At 46.7% G+C, this 25,618-nt stretch carries 28 protein-coding genes and 1 tRNA gene; 21 read left to right on the top strand and 8 right to left on the bottom strand.

The genetic code is table 11. The features are described 5' to 3' along the window. Positions 1 to 236 precede the first annotated feature (236 nt). Together ACYVGO_RS04320 and ACYVGO_RS04315 are read left to right on the top strand one after the other, a co-directional pair. Positions 237 to 1,256, top strand: a complete 1,020-nt coding sequence (locus ACYVGO_RS04320) for an alkaline phosphatase D family protein (RefSeq protein ID WP_460967774.1) — start codon at positions 237 to 239, stop codon at positions 1,254 to 1,256. A 252-nt stretch (positions 1,257 to 1,508) separates the two neighbouring features. Continuing rightward, positions 1,509 to 2,330 carry a hypothetical protein gene (locus tag ACYVGO_RS04315; protein WP_460967772.1) on the top strand — a complete coding sequence of 274 codons (822 nt, stop codon included), beginning with the start codon at positions 1,509 to 1,511 and terminating at the stop codon, positions 2,328 to 2,330. A 72-nt stretch (positions 2,331 to 2,402) separates the two neighbouring features. Here the strand turns inward: ACYVGO_RS04315 and ACYVGO_RS04310 are convergent, their stop codons facing one another. The 3 genes from ACYVGO_RS04310 to ACYVGO_RS04300 form a co-directional block, all read right to left on the bottom strand. Next, positions 2,403 to 3,218: an enoyl-ACP reductase FabI gene (locus ACYVGO_RS04310; protein WP_142770637.1), complete on the bottom strand. Its 816-nt coding sequence runs from the start codon at positions 3,216 to 3,218 to the stop codon at positions 2,403 to 2,405. 110 nt (positions 3,219 to 3,328) lie between these two features. After that, positions 3,329 to 4,381 (bottom strand): alpha/beta hydrolase, encoded by a 1,053-nt coding sequence (locus tag ACYVGO_RS04305; protein WP_460967770.1) that lies wholly within the window; start codon positions 4,379 to 4,381, stop codon positions 3,329 to 3,331. Beyond that, positions 4,378 to 5,814 (bottom strand): methyltransferase RsmF C-terminal domain-like protein, encoded by a 1,437-nt coding sequence (locus tag ACYVGO_RS04300; RefSeq protein WP_460967768.1) that lies wholly within the window; start codon positions 5,812 to 5,814, stop codon positions 4,378 to 4,380. Before ACYVGO_RS04300 ends, ACYVGO_RS04305 begins: the two co-directional genes overlap by 4 nt. Before the next feature lie 47 nt (positions 5,815 to 5,861). Here ACYVGO_RS04300 and ACYVGO_RS04295 point away from each other — a divergent pair, with 47 nt between their 5' ends. The 5 genes from ACYVGO_RS04295 to ACYVGO_RS04275 all read left to right on the top strand — a co-directional run bounded on the left by ACYVGO_RS04295 (position 5,862) and on the right by ACYVGO_RS04275 (position 9,844). Next, positions 5,862 to 6,374 (top strand): KdsC family phosphatase, encoded by a 513-nt coding sequence (locus ACYVGO_RS04295; protein ID WP_460967766.1) that lies wholly within the window; start codon positions 5,862 to 5,864, stop codon positions 6,372 to 6,374. Positions 6,375 to 6,476: 102 nt separating this feature from the next. Then, positions 6,477 to 7,748: an adenosylmethionine--8-amino-7-oxononanoate transaminase gene (bioA, locus tag ACYVGO_RS04290; protein ID WP_460967764.1), complete on the top strand. Its 1,272-nt coding sequence runs from the start codon at positions 6,477 to 6,479 to the stop codon at positions 7,746 to 7,748. Positions 7,749 to 7,802: 54 nt separating this feature from the next. Then, positions 7,803 to 7,875, top strand: a tRNA-Gly gene (locus ACYVGO_RS04285). A 664-nt stretch (positions 7,876 to 8,539) separates the two neighbouring features. After that, the gene (locus tag ACYVGO_RS04280; RefSeq protein WP_460967763.1) at positions 8,540 to 9,622 is read left to right on the top strand and encodes an acyltransferase family protein; all 1,083 of its coding nucleotides are present in this window, start codon (positions 8,540 to 8,542) and stop codon (positions 9,620 to 9,622) included. 90 nt (positions 9,623 to 9,712) lie between these two features. Next, positions 9,713 to 9,844, top strand: coding sequence for a hypothetical protein (locus tag ACYVGO_RS04275; RefSeq protein ID WP_460967761.1), 132 nt, complete (start codon positions 9,713 to 9,715; stop codon positions 9,842 to 9,844). Between the two features lie 142 nt (positions 9,845 to 9,986). Here ACYVGO_RS04275 and ACYVGO_RS04270 read toward each other — a convergent pair whose 3' ends face one another. Further along, positions 9,987 to 10,268: a hypothetical protein gene (locus ACYVGO_RS04270; RefSeq protein ID WP_460967759.1), complete on the bottom strand. Its 282-nt coding sequence runs from the start codon at positions 10,266 to 10,268 to the stop codon at positions 9,987 to 9,989. Positions 10,269 to 11,155: 887 nt separating this feature from the next. On the opposite strand from ACYVGO_RS04270, the gene ACYVGO_RS04265 reads away from it, so the two are divergent. Beyond that, complete coding sequence (locus ACYVGO_RS04265) at positions 11,156 to 11,488, top strand: hypothetical protein (protein WP_460967758.1); 333 nt, start codon at positions 11,156 to 11,158, stop codon at positions 11,486 to 11,488. A 138-nt stretch (positions 11,489 to 11,626) separates the two neighbouring features. Here ACYVGO_RS04265 and ACYVGO_RS04260 read toward each other — a convergent pair whose 3' ends face one another. After that, on the bottom strand, positions 11,627 to 12,049 hold the full coding sequence (locus tag ACYVGO_RS04260; protein ID WP_460967757.1) for a BLUF domain-containing protein: 423 nt from the start codon (positions 12,047 to 12,049) through the stop codon (positions 11,627 to 11,629). A 373-nt stretch (positions 12,050 to 12,422) separates the two neighbouring features. On the opposite strand from ACYVGO_RS04260, the gene ACYVGO_RS04255 reads away from it, so the two are divergent. Next, positions 12,423 to 12,749: a YXWGXW repeat-containing protein gene (locus tag ACYVGO_RS04255; protein ID WP_142770628.1), complete on the top strand. Its 327-nt coding sequence runs from the start codon at positions 12,423 to 12,425 to the stop codon at positions 12,747 to 12,749. 71 nt (positions 12,750 to 12,820) lie between these two features. On the opposite strand, the gene ACYVGO_RS04250 is transcribed toward ACYVGO_RS04255, so the two are convergent. Further along, complete coding sequence (locus ACYVGO_RS04250) at positions 12,821 to 13,234, bottom strand: response regulator (RefSeq protein ID WP_460967755.1); 414 nt, start codon at positions 13,232 to 13,234, stop codon at positions 12,821 to 12,823. A 160-nt stretch (positions 13,235 to 13,394) separates the two neighbouring features. On the opposite strand from ACYVGO_RS04250, the gene ACYVGO_RS04245 reads away from it, so the two are divergent. Continuing rightward, positions 13,395 to 14,345 (top strand): FlxA-like family protein, encoded by a 951-nt coding sequence (locus ACYVGO_RS04245; protein WP_460967753.1) that lies wholly within the window; start codon positions 13,395 to 13,397, stop codon positions 14,343 to 14,345. A 100-nt stretch (positions 14,346 to 14,445) separates the two neighbouring features. Here the strand turns inward: ACYVGO_RS04245 and ACYVGO_RS04240 are convergent, their stop codons facing one another. Then, on the bottom strand, positions 14,446 to 15,588 hold the full coding sequence (locus ACYVGO_RS04240; protein ID WP_460967751.1) for a hypothetical protein: 1,143 nt from the start codon (positions 15,586 to 15,588) through the stop codon (positions 14,446 to 14,448). 654 nt (positions 15,589 to 16,242) lie between these two features. Between ACYVGO_RS04240 and ACYVGO_RS04235 the strand changes: the two genes are divergently transcribed. Continuing rightward, positions 16,243 to 16,980, top strand: a complete 738-nt coding sequence (locus tag ACYVGO_RS04235; RefSeq protein ID WP_460967749.1) for a LytR/AlgR family response regulator transcription factor — start codon at positions 16,243 to 16,245, stop codon at positions 16,978 to 16,980. A gap of 28 nt (positions 16,981 to 17,008) precedes the next feature. Here ACYVGO_RS04235 and ACYVGO_RS04230 read toward each other — a convergent pair whose 3' ends face one another. Next, positions 17,009 to 17,182, bottom strand: a complete 174-nt coding sequence (locus ACYVGO_RS04230) for a hypothetical protein (protein WP_460967747.1) — start codon at positions 17,180 to 17,182, stop codon at positions 17,009 to 17,011. Here ACYVGO_RS04230 and ACYVGO_RS04225 point away from each other — a divergent pair. The 10 genes from ACYVGO_RS04225 to ACYVGO_RS04180 all read left to right on the top strand — a co-directional run bounded on the left by ACYVGO_RS04225 (position 17,181) and on the right by ACYVGO_RS04180 (position 25,604). Continuing rightward, positions 17,181 to 17,957: a hypothetical protein gene (locus ACYVGO_RS04225; protein WP_460967745.1), complete on the top strand. Its 777-nt coding sequence runs from the start codon at positions 17,181 to 17,183 to the stop codon at positions 17,955 to 17,957. The two genes, ACYVGO_RS04230 and ACYVGO_RS04225, sit on opposite strands and share 2 nt — an antisense overlap. Before the next feature lie 81 nt (positions 17,958 to 18,038). After that, on the top strand, positions 18,039 to 18,974 hold the full coding sequence (locus ACYVGO_RS04220) for an NAD-dependent epimerase/dehydratase family protein (protein ID WP_460967743.1): 936 nt from the start codon (positions 18,039 to 18,041) through the stop codon (positions 18,972 to 18,974). Between the two features lie 51 nt (positions 18,975 to 19,025). Beyond that, positions 19,026 to 20,132, top strand: a complete 1,107-nt coding sequence (locus tag ACYVGO_RS04215; RefSeq protein ID WP_460967741.1) for a YybH family protein — start codon at positions 19,026 to 19,028, stop codon at positions 20,130 to 20,132. 70 nt (positions 20,133 to 20,202) lie between these two features. Next, positions 20,203 to 20,742, top strand: coding sequence for a nuclear transport factor 2 family protein (locus ACYVGO_RS04210; RefSeq protein ID WP_460967739.1), 540 nt, complete (start codon positions 20,203 to 20,205; stop codon positions 20,740 to 20,742). Positions 20,743 to 20,802: 60 nt separating this feature from the next. After that, positions 20,803 to 21,861, top strand: a complete 1,059-nt coding sequence (locus tag ACYVGO_RS04205) for a proline iminopeptidase-family hydrolase (protein ID WP_460967738.1) — start codon at positions 20,803 to 20,805, stop codon at positions 21,859 to 21,861. Between the two features lie 28 nt (positions 21,862 to 21,889). After that, the gene (locus ACYVGO_RS04200; protein ID WP_460967736.1) at positions 21,890 to 22,393 is read left to right on the top strand and encodes a RidA family protein; all 504 of its coding nucleotides are present in this window, start codon (positions 21,890 to 21,892) and stop codon (positions 22,391 to 22,393) included. A 109-nt stretch (positions 22,394 to 22,502) separates the two neighbouring features. Next, on the top strand, positions 22,503 to 23,747 hold the full coding sequence (locus tag ACYVGO_RS04195) for a DUF1624 domain-containing protein (protein WP_460967735.1): 1,245 nt from the start codon (positions 22,503 to 22,505) through the stop codon (positions 23,745 to 23,747). Between the two features lie 306 nt (positions 23,748 to 24,053). Continuing rightward, the gene (locus tag ACYVGO_RS04190; protein ID WP_460967733.1) at positions 24,054 to 24,590 is read left to right on the top strand and encodes a GNAT family N-acetyltransferase; all 537 of its coding nucleotides are present in this window, start codon (positions 24,054 to 24,056) and stop codon (positions 24,588 to 24,590) included. Positions 24,591 to 24,663: 73 nt separating this feature from the next. Then, the gene (locus tag ACYVGO_RS04185) at positions 24,664 to 25,068 is read left to right on the top strand and encodes a hypothetical protein (protein WP_460967732.1); all 405 of its coding nucleotides are present in this window, start codon (positions 24,664 to 24,666) and stop codon (positions 25,066 to 25,068) included. Between the two features lie 23 nt (positions 25,069 to 25,091). Then, complete coding sequence (locus tag ACYVGO_RS04180) at positions 25,092 to 25,604, top strand: YybH family protein (protein WP_460967731.1); 513 nt, start codon at positions 25,092 to 25,094, stop codon at positions 25,602 to 25,604. The last annotated feature ends 14 nt before the right edge of the window (positions 25,605 to 25,618 follow it).

Raw genomic sequence — 25,618 nt, 5'->3', positions numbered from 1 at the left:
AAATTTAATTAAAACGGAATGAATAGGACCCTACCAAACGAAAATAGTGAGTCTACTACTGCCTGAAGTTGGGCAGCATGCGCTGAAAGGCACTATCTTAATAGATAAGCGTTTTCAGCGATGGTTGGCGGTATGTGATTCTACGTTGCAGTGCCCAAAGTTAACAAATCTTGAACGCGCTTTGGAAACAACGTAGCTTTTTTACTTTTACCAGCTAACTGATCAATCCCGCTCCAATGAAAAACTTTGTTACGACTTTCGTTCTCGGCTGTTTAGTGCTATCCGGTTGCCATACAACCAAGCCAAAATCTTCCTCTTCAGAGCAGAAACCACTTACTACCATTGCTTTCGGGTCATGCAGTGACCAAAAACGACCACAACCTCTCTGGGATGATATTGTGGCCCAAAAACCTGATATCTGGATTTGGCTGGGAGATAACATCTACGGCGACTCCGAAAGTATGGATACGCTTCGTGCAAAATATGCCCGTCAAAAATCAAATCCGGTTTACCAGCAGTTACGGCAGTCAACGCCAATCATTGGCGTTTGGGACGATCATGATTACGGCGTCAATGATGGCGGGAAGGAGTATCCTAAACGGAAAGAAAGTCAGCAGGTCATGCTGGATTTTCTGGATGTTCCTACCAATAGCCCATTGCGCACCCAGGAAGGCGGCTACTCTGCACACACGTATGGGCCTAAAGGGCAACGGGTAAAAGTAATTCTGCTGGATGGCCGCTATTTCCGTGACCCACTCAAGAAAGAGAATAAAAAAAATGTACCCGATCCATCGGGCGATGTACTGGGCGAATCGCAATGGAAATGGCTGGAGCAACAGCTCACGAACTCGGATGCCGACGTACATATTATTGGTAGTGGTATTCAGGTTTTACCCGAAGAGCATGTGTATGAGAAATGGGCCAACTTCCCAACTGCCCGCCAGCGGTTGTTGGATATGTTAGCGAAGACAAAGCCAAAAGGGGCCTTATTTATCAGTGGCGACCGGCATATGGCGGAAGTATCGAAAGTAAGCTTACCCGGATTAGGCTATGATCTTTTCGATATTACCAGCAGCGGCTTAACCCACGTTTCGGCGCCACACGAAGAGGCCAATCGTCACCGTGTAGGTAAAATCGTTTCCGAATTAAACTACGGTCTGATTACTATTGACTGGCGGGCCAAACCAATAACGGCTACTGTTCAAATTAACGGCGATAACCAGGCAACGTATCTTACCCAGGAAATTAAATTTTGAACCATCAGCATTACTGAATAGCTGATAGCAGGAGAACGAAATTCATTCAGAAAAGCGGTGAACGTTTGGTCGTTCACCGCTTTTCTTTTGTCCAAGCCAATCAGACAGCATACGCTTCATTCGAACAATATAGCAGTTCAAATGCCTTTTATGTCGATTCATTAGCCCTTACAGAACGGTTAGTAAGCTATAGCTATCCTTAATATGAATCAAACCACCAATTACTATCAATAGCATAAAACAGTAAACACAATGAAAACCAACTTACCAATAGTCGTGCTGGGCATGATGATAGCTTTTGTAGCGTGCCAATCGAATACAGTATTGCCAGATACGACACCGGGCAAACCGACCGACTCAATCAGCGTTTTTAAGCGAGTGAAGATTAGCTGGACCAATACCGATTATAAAGAAGTCGAGTATGACGCCGGGAACAAACCCATTCGGTACACCAGACAAAGCCTGTACAATGAGGGAACTGGCGAAGTGCTTAAGGTCGTCTACAATCTGATCTATTCCAGCACACAGTTAACACGTGTAGAAGCGTCCAACGGCTCATATGTTACCTATAGCTACGATGGTAATAAAGTCAGTCGTACGCAGGAGTTTACTAAAATGGGCAAGCTGTTAACGACAAGGCAATATACCTATTCGTCCGAAAATCGGTTGATACGCCTGGATGAAACGAGAGGAGAAGGCGCATCGACAGTAGAAACAGCCAGAACATTTACCTACGATGCCAAAGGGAATCTGTCTCAAGTGGTTAACCTCGCCAAAGATGCGCAAACAGGTGTGTATCAGATTGACTACATAACGCGCTTCTCAGACTATGATTCGCATAAAAACGTCACGAGTCTGTGGACCATTTATCCACTCCTACCAAACGTTACCTTTCAACTAAATAACCCAGCCACCATCACCCAATATAGTCAGGGTCAGGATGGTGCTGAAATTCAGTTGCACCGCTCACAATATGTGTATCAATACAATGCTGAAGACTACCCTGTTTCGCATACAGAAACGTATCCGGGCGGCACACAAACAGCCACGTATACGTATGTTGGTATACAGTAAGTGAAATGAGTACAATAAGTGGAGCAAATGAAACTCACTCCACTTACTGCACTCATTTCACTACTGTACCTACTATTCCTTATTAATCAATGCCATCACGTCTTCCGAAATACCGGTCATCGAGAAACCGCCATCATGGAACAGGTTTTGCATCGTAACCATGCGTGTCAGATCGGAGAATAGCGTGATCACATAATCAGCGCACTGATCGGCAGTAGCGTTGCCAAGGGGAGCCGTTTTATCGGCAAAGTCGAAGAATTTATCAAATCCACCAATGCCACTACCCGCCTTTGTTGGTGTGGGCGATTGCGAAACTGTATTTACACGTACGTTCCGGTATTTGCCATATTGATACCCGAAACTACGAGCTATTGATTCCAGGACAGCTTTGGCATCAGCCATGTCTCCATAAAACGGAAACGTCCGTTGAGCAGCCATGTACGTCAAGGCAACGATTGACCCCCATTCGTTCATGGCATCCTGTTTATAGGCAGTCTGCATCATTTTATGGAACGATATCGCCGAGATGTCGATACTCTGCTTAAACCAATCGTAGTTGAGATCAGTATAGGCTTTTCCTTTCCGCACATTCGGGCTCATACCGATACTATGCAAAACAAAATCCAGTTTACCGCCAAGCACTTCGGTTGACTTGGTAAACAGGTTTTCAATATCTTCGACAGAGGTAGCATCGGCCGGAATGATTTCAGCATTACACTGTGCAGCCAATTCTTTGATGGCACCCATACGCATGGCAATCGGCGCGTTGGTCAGTGTAAAGATGGCGCCTTCTTCTTTCGCTTTCAGAGCGACTTTCCAGGCAATTGAGTTTTCGTCTAAGGCACCCGAAATGATGCCGCGTTTTCCGTTCAGTAATCCGTAAGCCATGTGTTTAATGTATAATGAAGAATGAAGAATGAACAATAGATGGCAGATGACGTACTAGAACGTTATTCATTACACATTATTCATTATTCATTAATTACCCCAAAGTTAGGTTATTTTTTGGTCGAATCGCCGTTACGATGAAGGGCTACAACAGCTGTTGGTACAGGTGCCGGTGGCAACTTCAGTACGTCGGCCATAAATTTCTCGGTGGCTTTATAAACCCCTGATAAGTCTTTAGATGTGAAATGAGAGGCAATGACATGTTCACCTGCATTGGGAAAAGCCACTTTTTCTTTTTTATCAGCAGGCGTCCCTACTTCATCATACATATCCAGCATAGCCGCCACCGACACAACCTTATCCTGATGAGCTTCGTCTTTGTAATAGTATCCCATAAACAAAGGCTGGTTCACTTTCTGGAACTGCTCAGGTACCATAAACTCATCGAGCATAGTCTGTAGCGTAATCAGTCCATTCGTGTGGTACTGCGGTAGCCAGTAGTTAGCACGGGCACCACTATAGTGTGTATTGATCAGGTGCTCTCCCTGAAAGACCTGATCAAGTATTTGCTTACCCCAAGGGCCCGTAGCCAGTTTCAGCGCTGGATTAGCCGTTGCGATACAGGGCGAATAAAGAATTAATCCGTCGATTTCAGGATGATGGGCAGCCAGGTAGAGTGCCAGCATTCCACCCGCCGACGTACCCATTACAATTACGTTCTGCCCCAGTTCCTTACCAATCGCCAACGCTTGCTCGGCAGAACCCGCATAATTTGATGGCGTTATATTCTTGAGCGCGTCCGGCGAGTTAACCCCGTGTTCGGCCGGACGGGCGAGGTATAGATTACAGCCAAAGTGGGCTGCAATTTGTTTATGAACAGGATCACCCTCAGCCCAGGTTGCCGAGAAACCTGGCAGATAAACGATGCTATAAGGTGTTTTGATTTTATGAAGGCTATCGGCCCAGATAATGCGCGCTTCGTTATCCAGACGCAGGTTTTGCTTTCGCTCCGACTCAGCAATGCTCTGTTCAAGCTTCACTAAATCTGGGTCAAGTGTAATTGGTTCATCTTTAATAGGATCGGAATGAGCCGTTGGGCCCAGTAAATACCCAACGATCATAACAGCCAGCAATAGGCCCAAAACAGCAAGAAATCGTTTCATACGTATTCTTTTATGTCCATTCGAATGCGCCAGTCTTTTGGCAAATAATTATTTACCCGGTTACCCACTCCTTTCACCCAACCTAGGTTCAGGCCGTTATATTGGGCTAACAACCATCCCTTTACGGGTTCATCGAACACCAGATTCTCTTTCTTAAAGTAGCGCAAGGCGTTTTCTTTACTTAGCGCAACAGCAGGTAGCTTCTGATTAACGATAGTACTGAGTGCCAGCCCATGAGATGGGATAAAATCCTGTCCTTTAAATTGACCAATCTCAACGCCAAAGCCTTTATTCTTCAGGGCACTATCCAGAAACAAGAATGTCTTTTCCAGGCTTTTAGGTAGTACCATTACATCACCATTAGGTTTTTCCCAGAATGAGAAATCCGCTGGATTTTGTAACCACCTGGCTGCTGATGCCGTTTCTCGAGGGCGCAAGGCCCGGATACTTCGGAACGTACGGGCATCTAATTTTACAGGGGCGGTAAACGTAGTCTTCTTAAATACACTAATAAAAAAACCTTCGCCCCGTACTCGGTGTGGATAACACTGATACCCAACGGCTTCGCCGATTTCCGGGTCACCAGCCTGCCTTTCCACAATATTCCATTCCGATGGCAAAATTAGCGGGCGATTTCGAAACCCATTTTCCGTTAAATAGGCGACGTTCTCAGCATTCTCCTGGTCATTATAGGTACACGTACTATACATGAGGATGCCATCTTTATCCAGCAACGGAGCTGCTGCGGCCAGAATGCGCTTTTGCCGGGCCGAGCAAAGATCAACACCCGCTTCCGACCATTCCTGCATAGCATCCGGGTCTTTCCGAAAAAGTCCCTCGCCCGAACAAGGAGCATCAACTAAAACCAGATCGAAGAATCCCGTCAGATTGCTCATATCTTCTGGATCGTGATTGCTAACGACAACGTTTGGATACCCCCATTTATCCAGATTTTCGCGCAATACCGACACCCGGCTACGGATCACTTCGTTGCAAATCAGCAGACTATCGGGGTGCAAAGCCGATGCCAGCAGTGTACTTTTTCCACCCGGAGCCGCACATAAGTCCAGAACCCGTAACGGCCGATCCAGGTTAACGGTTTGCCGAAGAGCTTCATACAACAACATCGACGATGCCTCCTGAACATAATAGGCGCCCGCCTGAAACAGCGGATCAAGTGTAAAATTAGGCCGTTCGGGAAGATAAAACCCCTCGACAGGATGGCCTTCTGGACACCAGGGAACCGATTCTAAACCAGTTGTATTATATACTTTCTTACGCGGATTCAAGCGTATGCTAACCGGCGTAGGTGCCGTAAGCGCAGCCTGAAAATCAGGAAATTCGGTTGGCAGCTGCGCCTGCATCTGTGCCTGAAACGCCGGAGGCAATCCAACTGGAGGCAGTCCAGCCGGGGGCAGGTTATGAGGATTCATTCCACAAAAATACGCAACTGTCGGGCGGTTTTCACTAAACTTGCAGCATGGCAGCAACACAAGACCGATTTGCCCACATTAAAACATTTATTTTCGATGTCGATGGTGTACTCACCGACGGCAGTGTTCATCTGTTAGCCACTGGCGAGCGGTTCCGCACAGTTCACATCCGCGATACCTATGCTATTGAGCAAGCCCTGAAAGCAGGTTTCCGGGTAGGTATTTTATCCTCTTCCAATGCCGACGGCGTTCGGAACTGGCTCGTGAACATGAATGTGAAAGACATTTTCATGGGTGGCCCTACTGACCAGAAAGTCAACGCCTACCTTGGCTATATAGCCCGCGAAAGTCTAAACGAATCCGAAGTTTTGTACATGGGCGATGACCTTCCCGACTCCACAATTCTGAGCCGACCGGCCGTATTCAGTACCTGCCCCGCTGATGCCGTTAGCGAAATTAGGGGGATTTGCCAGTATATATCGCCTAGATCGGGAGGACGGGGTGCCGTTCGGGATGTAATTGAACAGGTACTGAAAGCCCAGGGCAAATGGGGCGTTTAATCATAATGGATAATGACTACTATAAAATGGATAATGGAGCAAAAACTTCATCCCCACTATCCATTAAGCATTATACGTTATTCATTTTACATTGAAAGTTAAATGAACAACTTAGCTGAACGTGATCAGGCCGTTATCTGGCATCCCTTCACGCAAATGCAGACGGCTCCATTGCCCATATCAATTGTACGGGGTGAAGGTTCGGTGCTTTACGGTGCTGATGGCCGGGAATATCTGGATATGATTTCCTCCTGGTGGGTCAACTTGCATGGACATGCTCAACCGTATATTGCTCAACGCGTGTCGGAGCAACTAAAAACTCTCGAGCATGTCATTTTCGCAGGCTTTACCCACCCAACAGCCGTTGAACTGGCCGAGCGATTAGTAACAATTCTCCCTCACAATCAAGCCAAGATTTTTTACTCCGACAACGGATCAACAGCAGTTGAAGTCGCCCTGAAGATGGCCTTTCAATATTGGCACAACCTGGGCAAACCACGCCGTAAAGTTATTGCCTTTGAAAATGCCTACCACGGCGATACATTTGGCGCAATGGCGGTAGGTGGACGTAGTGCATTCACAGCCCCGTTCGTCCCCTTTTTGTTCGATGTAGAATACCTTCCCGTTCCTATAGCTGGTCAGGAAGAAATCGTTCTGGAACGTGCCGCAACGCTGTTTACCGATGAAGTAGCCGCTTTTATTGCCGAACCCTTAGTACAGGGCGCAGGGGGCATGGTCATGTACCAACCCGAGGTGCTGGATAAACTGATTCGACTCGCCCAGCAACAGGGTTCACTCGTTATTGCCGATGAAGTCATGACTGGCTTCGGCCGAACAGGTCGACTGTTTGCATCTCATTATTTGCAGGAGAAACCCGACCTGATGTGCTTGTCCAAAGGGCTGACTGGTGGAACAATGGCGTTAGGTGTCACAACTTGTACCCAAGCCATTTATGATGCTTTTCTCTCGGACGACAAATTCAAAACGCTTTTTCATGGGCATTCCTTCACCGCAAATCCGTTAGCCTGTACAGCTGCACTAGCCAGCATGGACTTGCTATTATCCGATGAAACACAAGCCAATATTCAACGTATTACCCAGCAACATACTGCCTTTGCAGACCAGTTAGCAACCTACTCCACCATTGAAACCATTCGGCAACGCGGCACCTTACTTGCCTTTGATTTAAAAGCCGGAGAACAAACGTCATACTTCAATAACATTCGCGATACAGCCTATAATTTTCTACTGGAACGAAACGTACTGATGCGTCCCCTAGGTAACGTATTGTATCTAATGCCTCCCTATTGCACAACAAATGAGCAGTTAGACTATGTATACCAACAGATAATATATCTGGCACAAACTATCTGACTACCAGCCCTTGACATTATGATTTTAAAGAATCAACTTTGTCGTATAAATTAAGCGGGAGTAGCTCAGTTGGTAGAGCGGCAGCTTCCCAAGCTGCAGGCCGTGGGTTCGAGACCCATTTCCCGCTCGCCCATAACTATATGAAAATTAGCCGGTTAGCCGAAAGGTTGGCCGGCATTTTTTATGTATGGTGTGGAGCGGTTTGCACGTATCAATTCCAAAAGCTGCGGAGGGCGTTGTATTTTTCTGAGTTTGAGTTTTGAGCTAATTCTAGATCATTTGATAAAATTCGAACGCAGTAGATTATGACTCTTTATAAGTCGTCTGGGATAAACCCATCTAATTGTAAAAACAACCTGTCTATAAACGGGAGTATTACTTTATAAGGAGTAGACTTTATTTCCATATTTTGGAATGCTCCCCAAGCAGCTCCAAACTAACACATTGATATTCAATAATTTATATCAATAAACTTAATTGGTCTATCATTTGTGTATGGGAAAGTAGGGAGCCAAGTGTACTTGAGCAACCTTTTCTATACTCGTCTCAATTGATCAGCTTGATGAAAATATCACCTGTCAATATCCGTGATATTAACTCAAGTTTCGATTTTTCGGATGGCTCAACAAGGTTCACAAGCACCGATTTTGAAACTAAATTGGATTATCGAAGCGACTGAGGTTCCTACAAATGACTATCTCGCAGAGTAGGTCATTCGATTAACAAACGGTAGTGCACGCCACAAAGCCAGACTATTATATAAATAAATATTTCTAAGTACAGCACAGATAATGAATCAACGTAACGCTAGTGTGGATCTTAGCCGATTTCTGGGGGCCTTTTCGGTTTTCATAGCACATGGCATTTATGCTTCTAAAATGCCAGTCCTGGTCTTAATGGGAAGGTGGTCTGTGCCATTTTTCTTTATGGTAAGTGGCTACTATTTCCACAAAAGCTACAGCAAACACGCAGGATATGCTTTTACCAAAACGTTCAAGACCTTATTATCCATCTCGTTGTTTGCCAATGGGTTTTATCTCCTTTTTATGTTGCTGACGGTTGGGTCCTTAACCTCCCTCGCTAACCATTTTACGTTAATCGTAGGTACGTACTTTCACCTTTGGTTCTTAACCTCGCTTTTACTGGGCTATCTGGTACTGTGGTTCTTTTGGGTTTGTAAACTGGAAAGCTTATTACCTTATCTGTCCGCATTAGTTATTGTGATCATAGTAGTTATAAATCCCTATCACTCCTTAGTAGGTATAAACGCACATCCTATTTATTCCCGCATGCTGTTGTCTATTCCTTTTTTGTGTATTGGTTTTTTAATTGATAAATATCGGATTGAACAGTCTATTTCTAAATGGGCATGTTGGTTACTAATTGGCATGGGTATCAGCTTGCAGTTTATCGAAATGAATTTCTTGTCGAGAAACTGGCAGGATTCATTGACGATTACGTTGGTTGGAGGAACTCTCCTGTATGCGGTGGGTATATTTTTATTATCCTTGAAACTGACTATACCTTCCTCTATCCTAAGTCGATTAGGTTGTATGTACTCACAACTGCTTTACCTCTATCATCCCATTATCAACTATTTTATCTTCCAGCTTTTAATTACAACCAAAGCTAGTCCTATCTTTTTTTGGCTTAGCCCCTTATGGACAATGTCGGTAACGTTACCCATATTCTTACTTCTGGATCGGGTTACGCCTAATTTGTTTTGTTTGTTGAGTGGGAATTTCAACTCGTTACCTTCTCTTCACCATAAGCAACTGGTATTCCAACTCGCTGGCGGAGCCGGTTATGATTGGGTTAGCACAAAGCTAAGGGGGGCAATCTCAAAAGTTGTGAAGCGGGTTGTATTTTTCTAGGTTTGTCGTCTTCCCCTTTTCCCCCACCATCACCGTCCAGGACTTTTCTATTCGCGGTCATCAAGTTTTCCTCCACATCAAACGGCGTCGGTGGCTCGATATCAAAACTGGAAAGTTGGTGAAGGAGACAACGAACGAGTTACAACTATTGCCAGCGACAAACTAAGTGTTCCTACCGCGCTCTGGAAAATGATTGTGGCATTGCCGGGGGATCTGATTTGAATAAGATAAACGCGCAGACGCGAGTTATTGCGGTTTGGCCGGGTCGCCGATGGGATGCCGAACATGAATACTATGGGTAAGCAGGCCTGGTAGCTTAATCGGGCCTGCTTACCCATAGTATCAACTGATTACCTATCACTTACTAACTCATTGTAGCAAGATGTGGAACTGAAATTGGTTCAGCCGCATAGGGTCTCGCCTGATAACCGTTACTAAGCCCGGCTGCTATCCATAATATATCGCCTACCGTTAACTCTATACCGGAAAAGAAACCGTACTCGGGGGTTCGAAACAGGTTCTCACCATGAGGAATGAGCCGAAACCACTCCTGGTCGCCAATCTCGTTAAACTCATGCGTAGCAACATATTGTAGGATGTCCCCTCGGGTAAGGGTAGGAATAAGATTGTTGGCCTCGGTGATCATGAGAGTACTATTTAAAGATATTTTTTACCTATATAACGAAACTAGGAGGTAAAAAGGTTTAAAAAGCTCATAAAACCGGAGAGGGATCTACTCCCTAATTCATGTAGGTAAAGCCAGCGTTTGCTTGTTTCGATGTCTAACCCATCTAATCTAATTCATCCGACGGACATCATTGATCGGCTCAGACGAAAAGGCAATCTCGTACTGGGATATACGCTCCGACAGCAGGGTCGCTTTCTATTTCAGGATCGGATGTTTTATTGTAATACGTCTTAACAGGTATTTACCGCAATCACTCGCTTCATCTATAAATGAGCACTATCCAAAAACTGTTTGACTGCTGCCAGGCAGAGGTCATTGTTTTTTATAATGCCCACAAGAATACAGATGATTCCGTCAATAAGTACCTCACCGATGATTGAGTTGATAGACAGGCTGCAAAAGCAATCTCAAAAGATGTATAGATCGAAATGATAAAACGGGATACTGTTATTATCATTCAATTTTATCCGCCCAGCCCACTCGAATGTAAGCTCGTTTTTCATTATGATCTGGAGAAAGCTACCGAGTAAGCGCTAGCAATTCGATTATAACTAAGGAGTCATAGGACAGTACTATCCTAGAAAATACGGAAATAGAGCAGCCTGAAATGCCCAAATACAAAGCTTAGTGCGGGAAATTAGAGTGAAATGGATGCCAGTTTTCGTACTTTTTTTTTAAAGTACGAGGTGAAGAATGAAGGTAAAAAATAAAAGTCAATAGTTTAATATAAGCATATAAAAACAAAAAGTTACAACAAGGTGTATCTATGTTCAGATTAACTTTTTTGGAATCAATCTCACCAGATTTTTACAACTTTTCGCTTGACTGGGGGCAATATACTATATATGAACAATCAACTGGGGCTAATACTTATGAAGTGGGTGCAGGCTATTCAGCAGTATGATTCTAATTATAGAAAGATTGCCAGCCTAATTGAAGCCAATCGAATAGTTCCACAACTTTCCAGTCATCACATTGATGATCTCAAGTCTACAAATGATGAACTACATAGTTTGTTAGAAACCATGCATCAGACACTCCTAATCCTAGAGCATGAATTAAGCCCTCCAGATTCAGACCTACATCACAAGTACGTGAGGCTAGAAAATCATGTCAATATTATTAACAATCTCAATGAGCGTATTGCTATTGTATTAAATCAGAATGTATTAAGTTGAACGTATAATCCTGACCGTTTTGTCTTTGATAAGGAAAATGCGAAATGGCGTCAGAACGGCAAGACAACACAAATGCCCTTAGCGTAATACCTGATTACCTAGTAAACACCGCTTCACACAGGAATAGTAAATCTAACTTCAGTTGCGGTAATTATTTAAATAGAATGTCTGTAATACAGATAGAATGATATTATCCTGCTTTAATGTTGGTAAGGTTGGATCACCAATGAACGGCACTTGCTCTTTTATACGGCCAAGCTCATTGGCGGATAAGCTTTTATAGCCCATTGCCCACTCGGAAAAAGAGCGTTTCTCTATCGGATGACTGAAGAACGGGATAATACCGGTATGCCGAGGGTCTTGTGTAATACTATTGTACAAAGTTTTAACTCGTTCTTCCTCCCCTTCCAAGACTTGGATGATAGAACCGTTGAAGTACAGCATAATACCCGTAATGCCTAAAAAGCTATTGTTTTGTTGACTGTGTTCCAGGATGTTTGTTAATTGTTCTTCGGAAAATAAACCTTTTGACGAACTGATGTACACAATACAATATTCCATTAGGGTATATAAAGTATCATAAGATGGCTCTTCAATAAATATAGACAAATATAGACAAATATATATTTATTAAAACTATAAAATAGTAACAAATAAAATTGAAAGATGAGTTCCAAAGCTTGAATAAGGATTATGGATTTTATTATTGGCGGTAGTAGGCTGTTATAAGGAGCCAGAATTGTCCGTCAAATTGAATCAATTTATCGGCTCGGCAAAATTCTCTAACAATATCGCATTAGGATAGGTTGATATATAGCCAGGTTTGAAACCTTTCGGTTTATAAACCATAGCCAGTAGAGATAATTGGAACAGAAAACGGCCATCTAATTAGATGAAGAAACCGATTCTCTGTCGAACTTAATCGGTAAACGCTATGAAAACGAACATGAAAGTAGTGGCATTAGCAAGCTTGTTGCTCACTGCCTTGTGTACAGTAGCTTCAGATACTGCCGTTGCACAAGCACCCGGACCCAGAAGGGTCATCGTTATTCCTAGGGCACCTGTAGCCCGTCAAGTGTGGGTTCCGGGTCACCACGTCCGTCGAGGACGCGATTATATCTGGGTAAATGGCTATTATCGGACAACACCCGTCCAGTATGCCACTTATTCAAAACCAGCCCGGTATAAAACCTGGAATCCCGGTTATTGGCGACAAACCCCCCGAGGCCAGGTTTGGGTTGAAGGTTATTGGAGTTATTAGATAATGGCAGAACCGTTCTGAGGGTTAACTCAGAACGGTTCTGCCTATCATACATTGGTGTTAAATTTTCTCTAAGTGCCATTAATATTCGGCAAACTCGGGAAATAATAGCCCCTGGTCATCAATTCATTCATCGCCTGCTGGATTTCGTTGGGTGAGACACCTTTAACCACATATCCATGTGCTCCAGTTCGAACGGCCTTCACAATATCTTCTTTCAGATCCGATATAGTCACGATGAGCACCCGTACAACTGGATATAAGTGTCGTAGCTGAATAGTCGTTTCAAAGCCATCCATTTCCGGCATGTGCAAATCCACTAAGGCCAGATCAGGAGCTTGGCTTCTATATTGTATCTGTGCCAGCAAATCCCGCCCGTTTTTAGCTTCATAAAGTACTTCATAGCCATCAACTTTCTGGACTAAAGCGACCAGCGCTTCACGAAACAGATGGTGATCGTCGACGATGGCAACAGTAGTAGGCATATGAGAGAGTAGTAATCAACTTTGGAATGGGACAGCTAATTAACTTCTTTTATTAACTATAGCTTCGAAGATTGAAAAGAATGGCAACAAAATTACTGTTTGAAAAAAGCCTGATCTTACTCTCTTATACTAGAGAGCAAGTCCACAACCGTTGTATCGTATGAAATTAATCCAAAAAATAAGGCGATTACTTACCGAACCGTTGCAAGCACAAATCAATCAGGTGCAAGCGCAAATCAATCAAGTACAAGAGCAACTTAGGCAAGCCAAAGCAGATAATGCGGCCACTAAATTAGTGATGGGGGCAGGGCTGACTAAACTAGCCAGACAGGCTACATCTATGAAGGAAGCCGAATTTAAGGTATTTTCTCAGTTTGGGGATGATGGCATTATTCAGTATCTGATAAGTTGGGTCAAACCCAGCCTGGATACATTCGTTGAATTTGGAGTAGAAGATTATGAAGAAGCAAACACCCGCTTTTTGTTAATGAATAATAATTGGAAGGGGTTGATTATCGATGGTTCGTCAACGTTTATTGATTTCATTAAGTCCAGTACATTTTATTGGCGATACAGCTTAAAAGCCGTTGCGAGTTTTGTTACCGCCGAAAACATAAACCAACTACTGGTTGATAATGGGATTACTGGCCAGATTGGTTTGCTCAGTATTGATATCGATGGGAATGATTACTGGGTATGGAAAGCCATTACGGCGGTCGAAGCCGACATTGTAGTTATCGAATACAACAGTTTGTTTGGCTCAGATAGAGCGATTACGATTCCCTATCAACCGGACTTTATGCGAGAGCAAGCCCATTACTCCTATTTGTACTTTGGCGCTTCACTACCCGCTTTATATGACTTAGCTATTGAGAAGGGCTATGCTTTTGTGGGCTGTAATCAGGCAGGTAATAATGCCTACTTTGTTAAGAAGGAAAAATTAAATGGTTTAACGGCTTTGTCGGCCAAGGAGGGTTATGTTTATTCACGGTTTCGAGAAAGCAGAGATCAGGCAGGACAAATGTCCATGCTTGATGGTGTTGAGCGTAACCCCCTCATCGCAGGTTTACCGGTGATTAATACAAAAACGAATCGTGAAGAGTATCTGTAAGTCTGATCTGTTGTGGGTGAGTTGACCGACAATAAATAGCGACGATCTATAAAGCCATGCGTAGTTTATAGCAACACGCTGGAGCCGGTAGTAGCAATGGTTAACTCTGACCTACTTTTTTCACAATTGATTTTTTGGTAGCAGACTTCGTAGCCGTAGCCTTGGGGGTACTCTTTTTCTGCACCGCCAGAAGCGCCTTCGGCTTTTTAATAACCTCGCTGCGCTGGACACGGCCCAAAAAAACTTTAACCGGGTTGTTGATGACAGCATAAAATTCATCGAAGTACTTTAGCGTGCGCTTTACGTAGGCAGAATCCAGATGGGGATCATTCGAGTACAGCGCATAAACTTGGGGTTTCAGTTGGTTGAACCGGTCAAAGACTCGATGAAACAACGCCGACGGATAGGCTATACTCCGATAGACCCGTTCCCGCACCGAGGTAATTCCAATGTTCTCGGATGGCAGGGCGTAAAAGGCCTCAACAATACCCGCCTGATCGAAATCGTAGGGAACCGGCACAGGATTCTTAAGCGTAGGAAGTGTTAGCAGCCGGATGTTGTGCCGGTATGGTACTGACCAATCGGTGTTGCCAATAAGGTACTCAAACACCGCCAGTGTGGCCATATGTAGGGAATCCATACTAGCCATGCTGACTTGCCGGAGTTGATTGGGCAGCCCACCATTTCGTTTCATCAAACTAGATTCGTCTTCCAATAGCACGCCCCACCGGGTTTCGGTGGGGCGTTTACCTGCCGAGTCCACATAGCTCACCCGGCATAGTCGTGCCCGAAAGCTGTAATCAGTCAGCAGGTTATAAAGCCGATACACCAGATACTCCCGCACAACGTACTCCTCACCTTCGCAGTGGGTGACCAACTTCAGCTTATTCTGGTTGGCAAACACTGTCTGGCTGGCTTTCTTTTTGGGTACATTCAGGTACAGGGGCGGAAATGAACAGTTGTTCCACAGCTTCCGAAAGTTGCCGCGCACCTGGAGTTTAACAGGAAGCGTTACAGTTTCACCCTGGGTACTGTGATAATTGAGTTGGGCAGAGTGCGCCATTGTGGTGTCACCCCGGTCTTTCAAAATGCGCTGAAACGAAGCCGTGAGGGTAAAGGCCAGCACCGAGTCGCTGCTGAAGAGGACGTTGCGTCGTGTCGAATCAGGCAAGGAAGTATTTTGGGCATAGGCCCCGGCCGTAACCGCCAGCACGAGAAGCAAAAACACGCGTAGAAATCTCATTGTGAGGTATAGGGTCAAGTGATCATAAAAGACGATAACCCGACCAATCTGCCAGTATAAACCGCCAATGCATGGTTGATAGATCGAGCCGCACTTTATCTTGATTGACTAACTAATCTGCCTAATTTCAGAAACTAATTGATTCATTTAGTAGGGAAAGCAAAGAAGTCTTTTTGAATAAGATGGAATCGTAAGGAACACGACTCCACATCGGCGAAGTTACTCAATAAAGGATAAAGGATCGACGATCAAACTTTATAAGCAAGTTACCCAGAAAGATGTCATACGTCCACAAAACAAAAACTTGGCTAAAAATGGTGAACTACCAAACTGAACGGCTTTTCTGAACGCAAAAAAGTCAGTTTACAGTCTCTTCTCTACAACTCAGCTACCGTTAAAACATCCAACTAAATCACGGACAAGACAGGTTATAAAACTTAATCTTTTGATAGGTTTACTGAATGTCACAAATACGTCTTATCCTAATGGCTTCACTTAATCAAGCTATTGGTTTTCATAACTATAAAATTTGAGTTTACTTCGTAGCAGATTTACAGGGTTGATTACACTGCCAGCACTATCGAGGATACGCGGTACAGAATTCAACCTTCGGTACGCGCGTAATGGTTACTTGACGAATGATCAACAAATAGAATGGACACCCCTTTAAAGTTGCTCGTCGTGGAGGACGACATGATCATTGCCGCTAACATCGCCCTGCAACTCACTAAACTTGGCTATGAGGTGAGCGGGATTGTGCCTAGGGGCGAAGAAGCCATTCTACATGCTGAAACCAACCGGCCTGACCTGATTCTGCTCGATATCAGTCTCAAAGGCTCACTCGACGGTATCGACACAGCCCATGCTATCCACCAGCAGTGGAACATCCCGATTATTTACGTCACGGCCAATACCGACGAGGCCACCTTTGCCCGAGCAAAAAAAACGCATCCCTACGCTTACATCGCCAAGCCGATCCGGGCAATTGAGCTACAACGGGCTATCGAGCTGGCCATGAGCCGCCTGGCCGACGAGCCACCCACCTCTGCCAACCCTGTCCCCGACGCGCCCTTTGTGCTCAATGACCGGATTTTTGTACGGCACCGCGAAAAGATCGTCAAGATTTTCATCGCCGATATTCTCTACGTAGAAGCCGACCGCAACTATTGCCACCTCTTCACGGCCACCAAAGAATACCTGCTGACAACGACCCTGAAGGTGATGGAAGATAAGCTCCCGGCCAACTTTTTTGTGCGGGTCCATCGCTCCTATCTGGTAAATCTGACGCAGGTCGATGAAGTAGGTGAAGGCCATATCGGAATCGGGGGTAAAACGATTCCGCTCAGCCACCTCCTGCGCGAGACACTACTGAAACGAATTCAGACCATTTGAGGCCGCCGGACAAAACCGGCATTACCGTTCACACATCCGGTAAGAAAATACCCCCTTTCGGACAGTAAAAGGATACGCTCGTCCGGGCGAACTTGGTTGGGGAACACACTGGCGATAGTTTAGATCCGTTATCAGCCAAATCGCTTTGCCGGGCTGATTGGGCCGCTCCGTTCCAGACCACACCCAAACTATGCTTAACCATGCCGTTCCCGTTTGCTACTATTCGTTCGCCAGCGGTTTTTTGCTTCCTGTGGCTCGTACCGGCCGCCGTTTTGCTGGCTCAGGACACGCCCACCAAACCGCAGCTCTTCCACATCCATGAGGACCCCGTTATGCCGACGATGGTGATCCAGTACGAACAGGCCTCGAACGAACTGGTTAGTCAATGTCGAAAACACAGCATAAAGAACGGTTGGCTCACTATTCAGGACAATGACCATCGGTATTACACCATTGAGCCAATCGAGCACATGGCTGACCTCGACAAAGACCCGCTGGCTCCCTTGCAGGAAAAAATGGGCAAAGAGGCCTTCGCAGCCTTATTCGCCGATTTCGACAAGTGCTACCCCAGCCACCGCGATTATATACTGGTGTACCTCCCGGAGTACTCCTACACACCTGACCAGACCAGTCAGTCGGAGTACGCCTACCACGGGTACGATTACTTCTATTACGAACCACATAATCAGTCTAAGGTAAATGCTCTCTTCAACCGGTTTAAGGAACTCTACACCAGTAAAGCAGGCAAGATCCCCTACAACGTATATATGAGCCGGTTCGGTACTAGTGAAAATTTCGTACTGGTCGAAGACCTGGCCAAAAGCCAGGCCGACTTTAAAGCGAGAAATGAGGCTAATACTGAAGAATTTCGGGCCGGGTTTAAGAACCTTTTTGCCGAACTGAAGCCTTTCATTCGGCGCATAGAATCGAGAATTGGCCACCTCCGGTCCGATTTGTCGTATTCGACTACGAACTAATTACCTCCTGTCTTCTATAACCACGTCTAGTCAATTCCCGCCGGGCAGTGCAGACTGCCCGGCGACTTAAACCACAACTTTATGCAAACTGTAGGCATCCTTGGCGGTGCTGGCTTCATCGGTAGCTACGTCACCCAAAAATTTCTGACCGAAGGATATGCTGTGAAAGTATCGGCTTCTGACCCGGCCAACGCCGAAAAGTACGCTCACCTGAGCATTTTCAAAAAGGGCGAAAACCTTACGCTGGTATCCTGCGATGTGCGCGATGTAACCGCATTGGAAGCCTTCATGAAGGGCTGCGCGATTGTGGTACACGGCGGCACACCTTTTCAGCTGGCGGTAGAAGACCCGCAGCGCGACTTGCTGGACCCCACAATCCGAGGCACAGAAAATTTTCTGGCCATCGCCAACCGAACTGAGGGACTCAAAAGTGTGGTGTTCATCGCGTCGGTAGCGTCCTATAATACTTCGTTTCCCATGCCTCACCCGAACCACCCTGCCGGTCAGGTATTTTCCGAAGCCGATACGCCCTGGTTCAGTGCGGAGGACCATCCCTACGGACAAGCCAAATTTCTGGCCGACCAGGTCGTGCGGAAGTTCATCGAGGCAAACCCGGATTTACCCTTCGAGATCACTACCGTTTCACCCGTTTTTGTCGTGGGCAATAGCTTGTCGCCCCGCGCCGATTCAATGTCTATGAGTATGCAATATCTGTTCAAGCACAAGATCGCTCCCAACCCATTTGTCGAAATGCTTTTTGCCAATGATATAGCGTTTTCGGTGGTGGATGTGCGCGACGTGGCCGAGGCCGTTTTTCAGGCAGCTACCCGGTCGGGCTTGCACGGTAAAAACTACCTCCTTTCGAGCGAAAGTTACCGCATCTCCGATCTGTCGCTCATGCTGAACCAGCAACCGCCCGCAGCCGAAGCCGCACTTGTATACAGCAACACCCTGGCGACCAATGACCTCGGCGTAGCATTCAGGTCGGCACAGAAAACGCTGCATCAGGCTGTGTAGCATTGCTGGCTCAAGAATTCACCGAATCAACTCACATAACCATACACACCCATGAAAACCAGTAACCTATTGTTCGTAATGGCCCGGCTATTGACTTTGCTGCTCCTCCCGGCCTTCGCAGCCACCACCCTCGCTCAGGGCATCAACCCAGAAGCTGTTGCCTTTGTCAAAACCTACCAGACAGCCTACAACAAAGGAGACCGACCTACGCTGATGACCCTTTTTGCCGACAATGTGGGCTGGGTAAACCCCGATGGCAGTGTATCGCCCGGCTCTAAAGCCGATGTTGAAGCCGACTATGTACGCGATTTCGGCGAAACGGCCGGATCTTATATGGACTTCACGGTGGTCAGCACCGAGGGCCAGCCCGATGGCAAGGTAAAAATCGGCACGACCGTTAGCGGCTACGATTTTGTGCGGAAAACCGGCGTAAAGCTCAACCCCACGGCAGGCACCTACGAGATGCTGATCGGCAAGGTCGGCGGACAGTGGAAAATCAGTCAGGTCAAGTGGAGTATGAACATGGTGGGGCTTGAGATGCGCGACCTGATGAAGCGGTTTCAGGATGCCTTCAACCGCGAGGAAGCAGCGACCCTGAAAACGATGTTCACCGCCGATGCCGTGCGGACGGCTACGGACGGCACCACCACGAAAGGGGCCGCGATAATTGACTTTTACACACAGGGGTTTGTCGATGCAGACGTGACCAACGTCGTTTCGCTGGCCAATGTTAGCCCGCAATTCGATGGCAGCGTGATTTTCACGGGAACCTATCGGCTAACGGGACGGTCGGCAAAAGGAGACCGGATCGTGAGGGAGGGGGCTTACAGCAACACTGCGGTCAAAGAGAACGGGCAGTGGAAGATCAGCCGCAACACACAATCCAAACTCGTCAAAGCGATGGTCTATCACAAAGTGGCTGACTATGCCGCCTGGAAAAAAGGCTTCGATCTGTTTTATAACGAACGAATGCTGGCAGGCGAACTAAGTGCCGAAGTCAGTACGCTGGCCGACGACCCTAGCACGGTTTGTATCATCAGCGAGTGGGCCTCGCCCGACGCACCGAAGGCTTTTTTTGCCCGTCCGGATTTGGCAGAAACGATGCGAAAAGATGGTGTCATTGGAAAGCCTACCATGCTGATTATGAGCAAGAAATAACTGAATCTATCCCACCACACTCGCCCGGTATGCGACGTTGCATACCGGGCGAAACAACCAAACCAAGTCAATGAAAAACAACCCATTCGCCCCCGCCCTGGCTGTCTTCGTGGCCCTGCTCCTGTTTGCCGCCGGTTGTAGTTCACCTGCCAAAGAAACGCCTACCCAGACGACCGACGTGTCGACAATGACAACCGAACAAAAGCAAGCTATTGAACAGGAAATTTCTTCCCTTGTGAACGGATTCTTCCAACAGGTCGAAAAACTGGACATTGAAACGTGCATGACGTACTTTGAAAATACACCTGATTTTCAGGCCGTCAATCCCGATGGCACCTTTGGCGATTATAACGCACTCAAAAAATTGAACGCAGACGGGTTTAGCCAGATGAAGACGTTGAGTGTCGTGCCAGCAAAGGAAGCGATTCGGGTTTTGACTGACTCACTGGTGCTTTATACGTTCTCGATGGAACAGAATGCAACGCTCAAAACCGGCCAGAAAATGAAGTTTGAACACGTAGCGGGAACGATGCTCTTCACCAAAATCAATGGCGCGTGGAAAGCGACGTTTTACCAGGAGTCGGCATCGGCACCGGTAGCCGTCAAGTAGCGAAGACTGAGCGCAACTAAAACCTATATCCTCGCAGCCTTTTCTCTATTCGATAGACCTATGAAAATCAACCAATTTCTATCTTCACTGTTACCAGCCACTTTTGCTGTTTTGCTCATTGGCGTGACCGTTGCAGGCTGTGACCCAAAACCAAACGCCGACAAGGCTAACGCATTTCAAACCTACTTTGCCCCCGCCGATACGGGTATACAAACCGGGGGCGTGAAAATAATCCCGATCAAGACCCCGAAAGGCACATTCAACGTGTGGACGAAGCGGATTGGAAACAACCCAACGGTCAAGGTTTTGATTCTGCACGGCGGTCCTGGTGCAGGTCATGAGGCCTACGAGGTATTCGAGAGTTTTCTGCCCAAAGAAGGCATTGAGTTCATTTATTATGACCAACTCGGCGCGGGTAACAGCGACCGGCCGACTGACAAGAGCCTGTGGGTATTACCCCGTTTTTTGGAAGAAGTAGAGCAGGTTCGGATAGCGTTGGGGTTAAACAAAGACAACCTTTACCTATACGGTCAGTCGTGGGGGGGCATTTTGGGTATTGAATATGCGCTTAAATACGGACAAAACCTCAGGGGTTTAATTATCTCGAACATGATGAGCAGCGCGCCCGCCTACAGCCAATACGCCAACGACGTACTCGCCAAACAAATGGATCCGAAGGTGCTGGCCGAGATCAAAACCCTTGAAGCCAAAGGCGACTTCACCAACCCGCGCTATATGGAACTGCTGCTGCCCAATTACTACGAAAAGCACATCTGCCGTATACCAACGGCGCAATGGCCCGAACCGCTGAATCGTGGGTTAGCCAAACTGAACCAGGAGCAGTATGTGACTATGCAGGGACCAAGCGAGTTTGGCATGGCGGGTGATGCTAACCTAAAGAACTGGGATCGTAGTAAAGACCTGCCAAAAATAACAGTGCCGACGCTTGTGATTGGAGCCACCTACGACACGATGGACCCTAAACACATGGCGATGATGGCCAGGCAGGTCAAAAATGGCACTTTTCTGCTCTGTACCAACGGTAGCCATCTGGCGATGTACGACGACCAGCAAACGTATTTCACCGGATTGATCTCTTTTTTGAAAAAAGGGAATTGATCTCTTCACATTAACCAACCAAATCCCAATGAAACCCAACCAATCCGCCCTGATGCTGGCCGTTGTTACCGCCCTGATTCTGTTGACCGTCGGTTGCAATACCGCTCCCCAAAAAGCAGATGAGAAACCAGCGACTCAATCCGATGCACCGGAGTACTTTATGTTACGGCCCGAGGTCGAGAAAGCGTATGGCTATTCCCATGCCGTTCGGATTGGCAATGAACTGAAAATATCGGGTGCGGTCAGTATGGACGAGAAAGGAAACCTGACGGCTAAAGGTGATCTGGGACAACAAATGAAAAATTGCTACGCCGATCTGGACAAAATTCTGAAACACTATGGCTACAGCTGGGACGACGTTGTGGTGGAGAATATTCTGACCACGAACATGCCCGAATTTGTGAACCAGTCGGCTTACCGAAATACGATCTATAAAAAGCAGTTTCCGACCGGGTCGTGGTTTGGCGTAAAAGAATTAGCCTTGCCCGGCCAGTTGATTGAGATTGAGTTAGAAGCCTATAAAGTGCGCTAATTCAGTTAATCGGATTCGATGATGAGCCTCATCTTCTTTTTACAGATTCTTGCCTGATGTTATCCAGAACGCCCAGAACACATAAACGAGTGTCAGCTGCCATACCGAAATGACCTTCCCGCTTACCCATACATCTGCTACCGAAAGCTCCCTCAATCCAGCGCGTTCATTGATCAAAAACCGCATCGAGTCCATCGACGTACTGCGGGGCCTGATTATGATCATTATGGCGCTGGACCATACGCGCGATTTCTTCCACGCCCAGGCCTATACCGATGATCCGCTCAATCTCGATACCACTACACCGGTCCTGTACGTCACCCGCTGGATTACCCACTTCTGCGCTCCTACGTTTGCCTTGCTTTCCGGTACGTCCATCTACTTGCAGGGCATACGAAAATCGCGTAGCGAGTTGAGTCTGTTCCTGCTGAAACGGGGTCTATGGCTCATTGCAGCCGAGGTACTCCTGATTGTTCCGGCGGATACGTTTACACTGTTTAATACCATCACGCTGGTCGTTTTCTGGTCGCTGGGCATCAGTATGGTGTTCATGGCCGGGCTGACGTGGCTGCCGTTCCGGGCCATACTAAGCCTTGGTTTAGCGATCGTTTTAGGCCATAATCTGCTGGATGCGGTGGAACAGGCACCGGGATTTACATCGGGTTTTTGGTGGGCGCTGTTTCATGGTGGTGATCACCGTGTGTTTGAATTCGCTCCCGGTCGGGTCATTGTGGTACTGTACCCGTTTCTTCCCTGGCTGGGGCTAATGATGCTGGGCTACTGCTTGGGCCGTTTGTTTGAGCCAGCGGTTTCGCCCACGAAGCGACAACAGTGGCTGTTTTCTCTCGGTGCCGGTGCCATTGGGTTATTTGTGGTGCTGCGTTTGCTGAATGGATACGGCGACCCCTTCCCCTGGAGCGTCCAGAAAGACGGTCTCACTACCTTGTTCTCGTTCCTGAAAGTGCATAAATACCCCCCATCGCTGCTGTATATGTGCATTACGGTAGGGCCGGGACTGCTGGGACTGGCGTTGCTGGAGAACGTACACAACCGCGTTACGGGCGTGCTGCGCACCTACGGACGAACGGCCTTTTTTTATTACACGATCCATTGGTATGTCCTGCATACCCTGCGCATGATTGTCTTTTTTACCACTGGCCATACCATGACGGAGGCCGATAAAGCGCTGAAAACCATACCGATGCGGTTTGTGCTACCCGGCGATGGAGGCTACAACCTTGGGTTGGTTTACCTGATCTGGATAGCCGTTGTCGCGTCGTTGTATCCCCTGTGTCGCTGGTTTGATACCTACAAGACAACCCACAAAGAGCAGTGGTGGCTGAGCTACCTGTGATCAACCAATTCGGGATGAAACAACGGGAATTCGGGTGTAAAATTCGAACCCGTATGGCACTTCCCCATTTCCGGATGATATAAATCGGCGAGTTAGCGGCAGGGCTACCACAGAAAGTAAACAACGAACCTGTTTAAACTTTTTTATCTACATCATAACGATATATGTAACTCAGCCTTCTTTACCCCTAAATCCCCTGAAGGGGACTTTGTCTAAGTAGGAATTTAGTCCCCTTCAGGGGATTTAGGGGTAAAGAAGGCTAGAAAAATAAACGTTTAAACAGTCCAACCAAAACCTATTCAGGAAATGGACAAAAGTGAAAAAGTAAAAACAAGAACTGTTGTCATTCCTGACGACCTGGAAGCTGTTAAAAAATTATGGTTTGACTACTTGGTTTGGGGTAACGACAAAATGCAGGAGCTCTATGGCGTCCATCCGCATAATCCCAAAGAAGCTGTTGACCAGGACATCCAACAGATTGGCAAGTTTCAACCCCCTTACGGACAGCTAATCCTGGCTATTTATGAAGGTAACGTATGTGGGCTTGGAAGTCTGAAACGTATCAATCCCGAAATCGGTGAAATAAAACGAATGTTTGTTGATCCAGCTAGCAGACGAATTGGAGCTGGACGAGCTATCCTCGAAGGCCTTTTACTTGAAGCGAAAAAAGTCGGTTATAAGAAAATTCGGCTTGACAGTCCGAAGTTTATGAAAGCGGCTCACTCCTTATATAAACGTTTTGGATTTCGTGACATTGACGCGTATCCAGAAATGGAAATCCCCGCAGAATTTAAAGACTATTTGTTATTCATGGAATTGGATTTAACGGACGACACTACGTAAATCCGAACTAATAAGCCCAGCCTATGGTGCTGGTGAATCGATCTTAAAACAGTCAAACTAACCAATCAAACCCATGAAACATTTCCTGATTTCCCTCTCTGCTCTTTGGCTGCTGGTTAGCCTCGGCCTGTCGGCATCTGCACAGGCTCAGCAAACGGCAACGCCTTCACTCAAAAGTATCCACCTATTCGATATGCCAGCGGGTGTAACGGAGGCCCAGCTGTCGGCGTTGATTGGCGAGCTGAACACGGTCATTAAACGCTTAGGGTACAGTAACGCCGGATACACACTCTACAAAGTAGCGGGAGAAGGAGCCGACAAATACCGCTACTTCTTCGAGGGCAATTGGCCCAATGCCAGCGCATACCAGAAAATCCACGACGACAAATCGTTTCAGGAAGCAGATAAAAAACTGGGTACGGTGTACGAGAAAATAAAAGCCGTTGAACTCTATCGTCGCTTAGTGAGAGTGCCCTAAATCGTCTAACCATCAAAAAACCAATGAAAACCAATCCATTTACCCTACTCCTGACCGTTGTTGCCATGACGTCTGTCTGCGTTACGGGTTGCAACGCCCCCGCAAAAAAAACAGAAGCTACCACGGAGCAGCTACCTGCTAAACCCGATATGGCCGCCATCAAAACGGAAATACAAGCCATCGAAACCGAATGGGCCAGCGCCACAACCGCTAAGGACATCGACAAAGTAATGGCACTCTACGCAGACGATGCCGTAGAAATGGCCGATGACGAACCCATGTCCGTGGGAAAGGCTGCCATCCGGCAGGTGTTGCTCAAAAGTATGAAAGCGCGCAAGGCCGGGACGACGGTTTCCTACGAGACGATGGACGTGTACGGCGATGGCAACGTAATAACCGAAGTCGGGAAGACAACGATTAAAGACGAGGCTGGCAACGTGGTGAGCACCGGCAAATACATGGGCATTTTTGAAAAACGCGACGGAAAATTTATCTGCATCCGCGATATTAACAACGAGGATCAGAAAGACAAGTGAAGTAGCTTGAGCTA

Source organism: Spirosoma migulaei (assembly GCF_054776855.1).
Note: the sequence above shows the minus strand (reverse complement) of the source record. Positions and strands in the feature narration are given on the sequence as shown.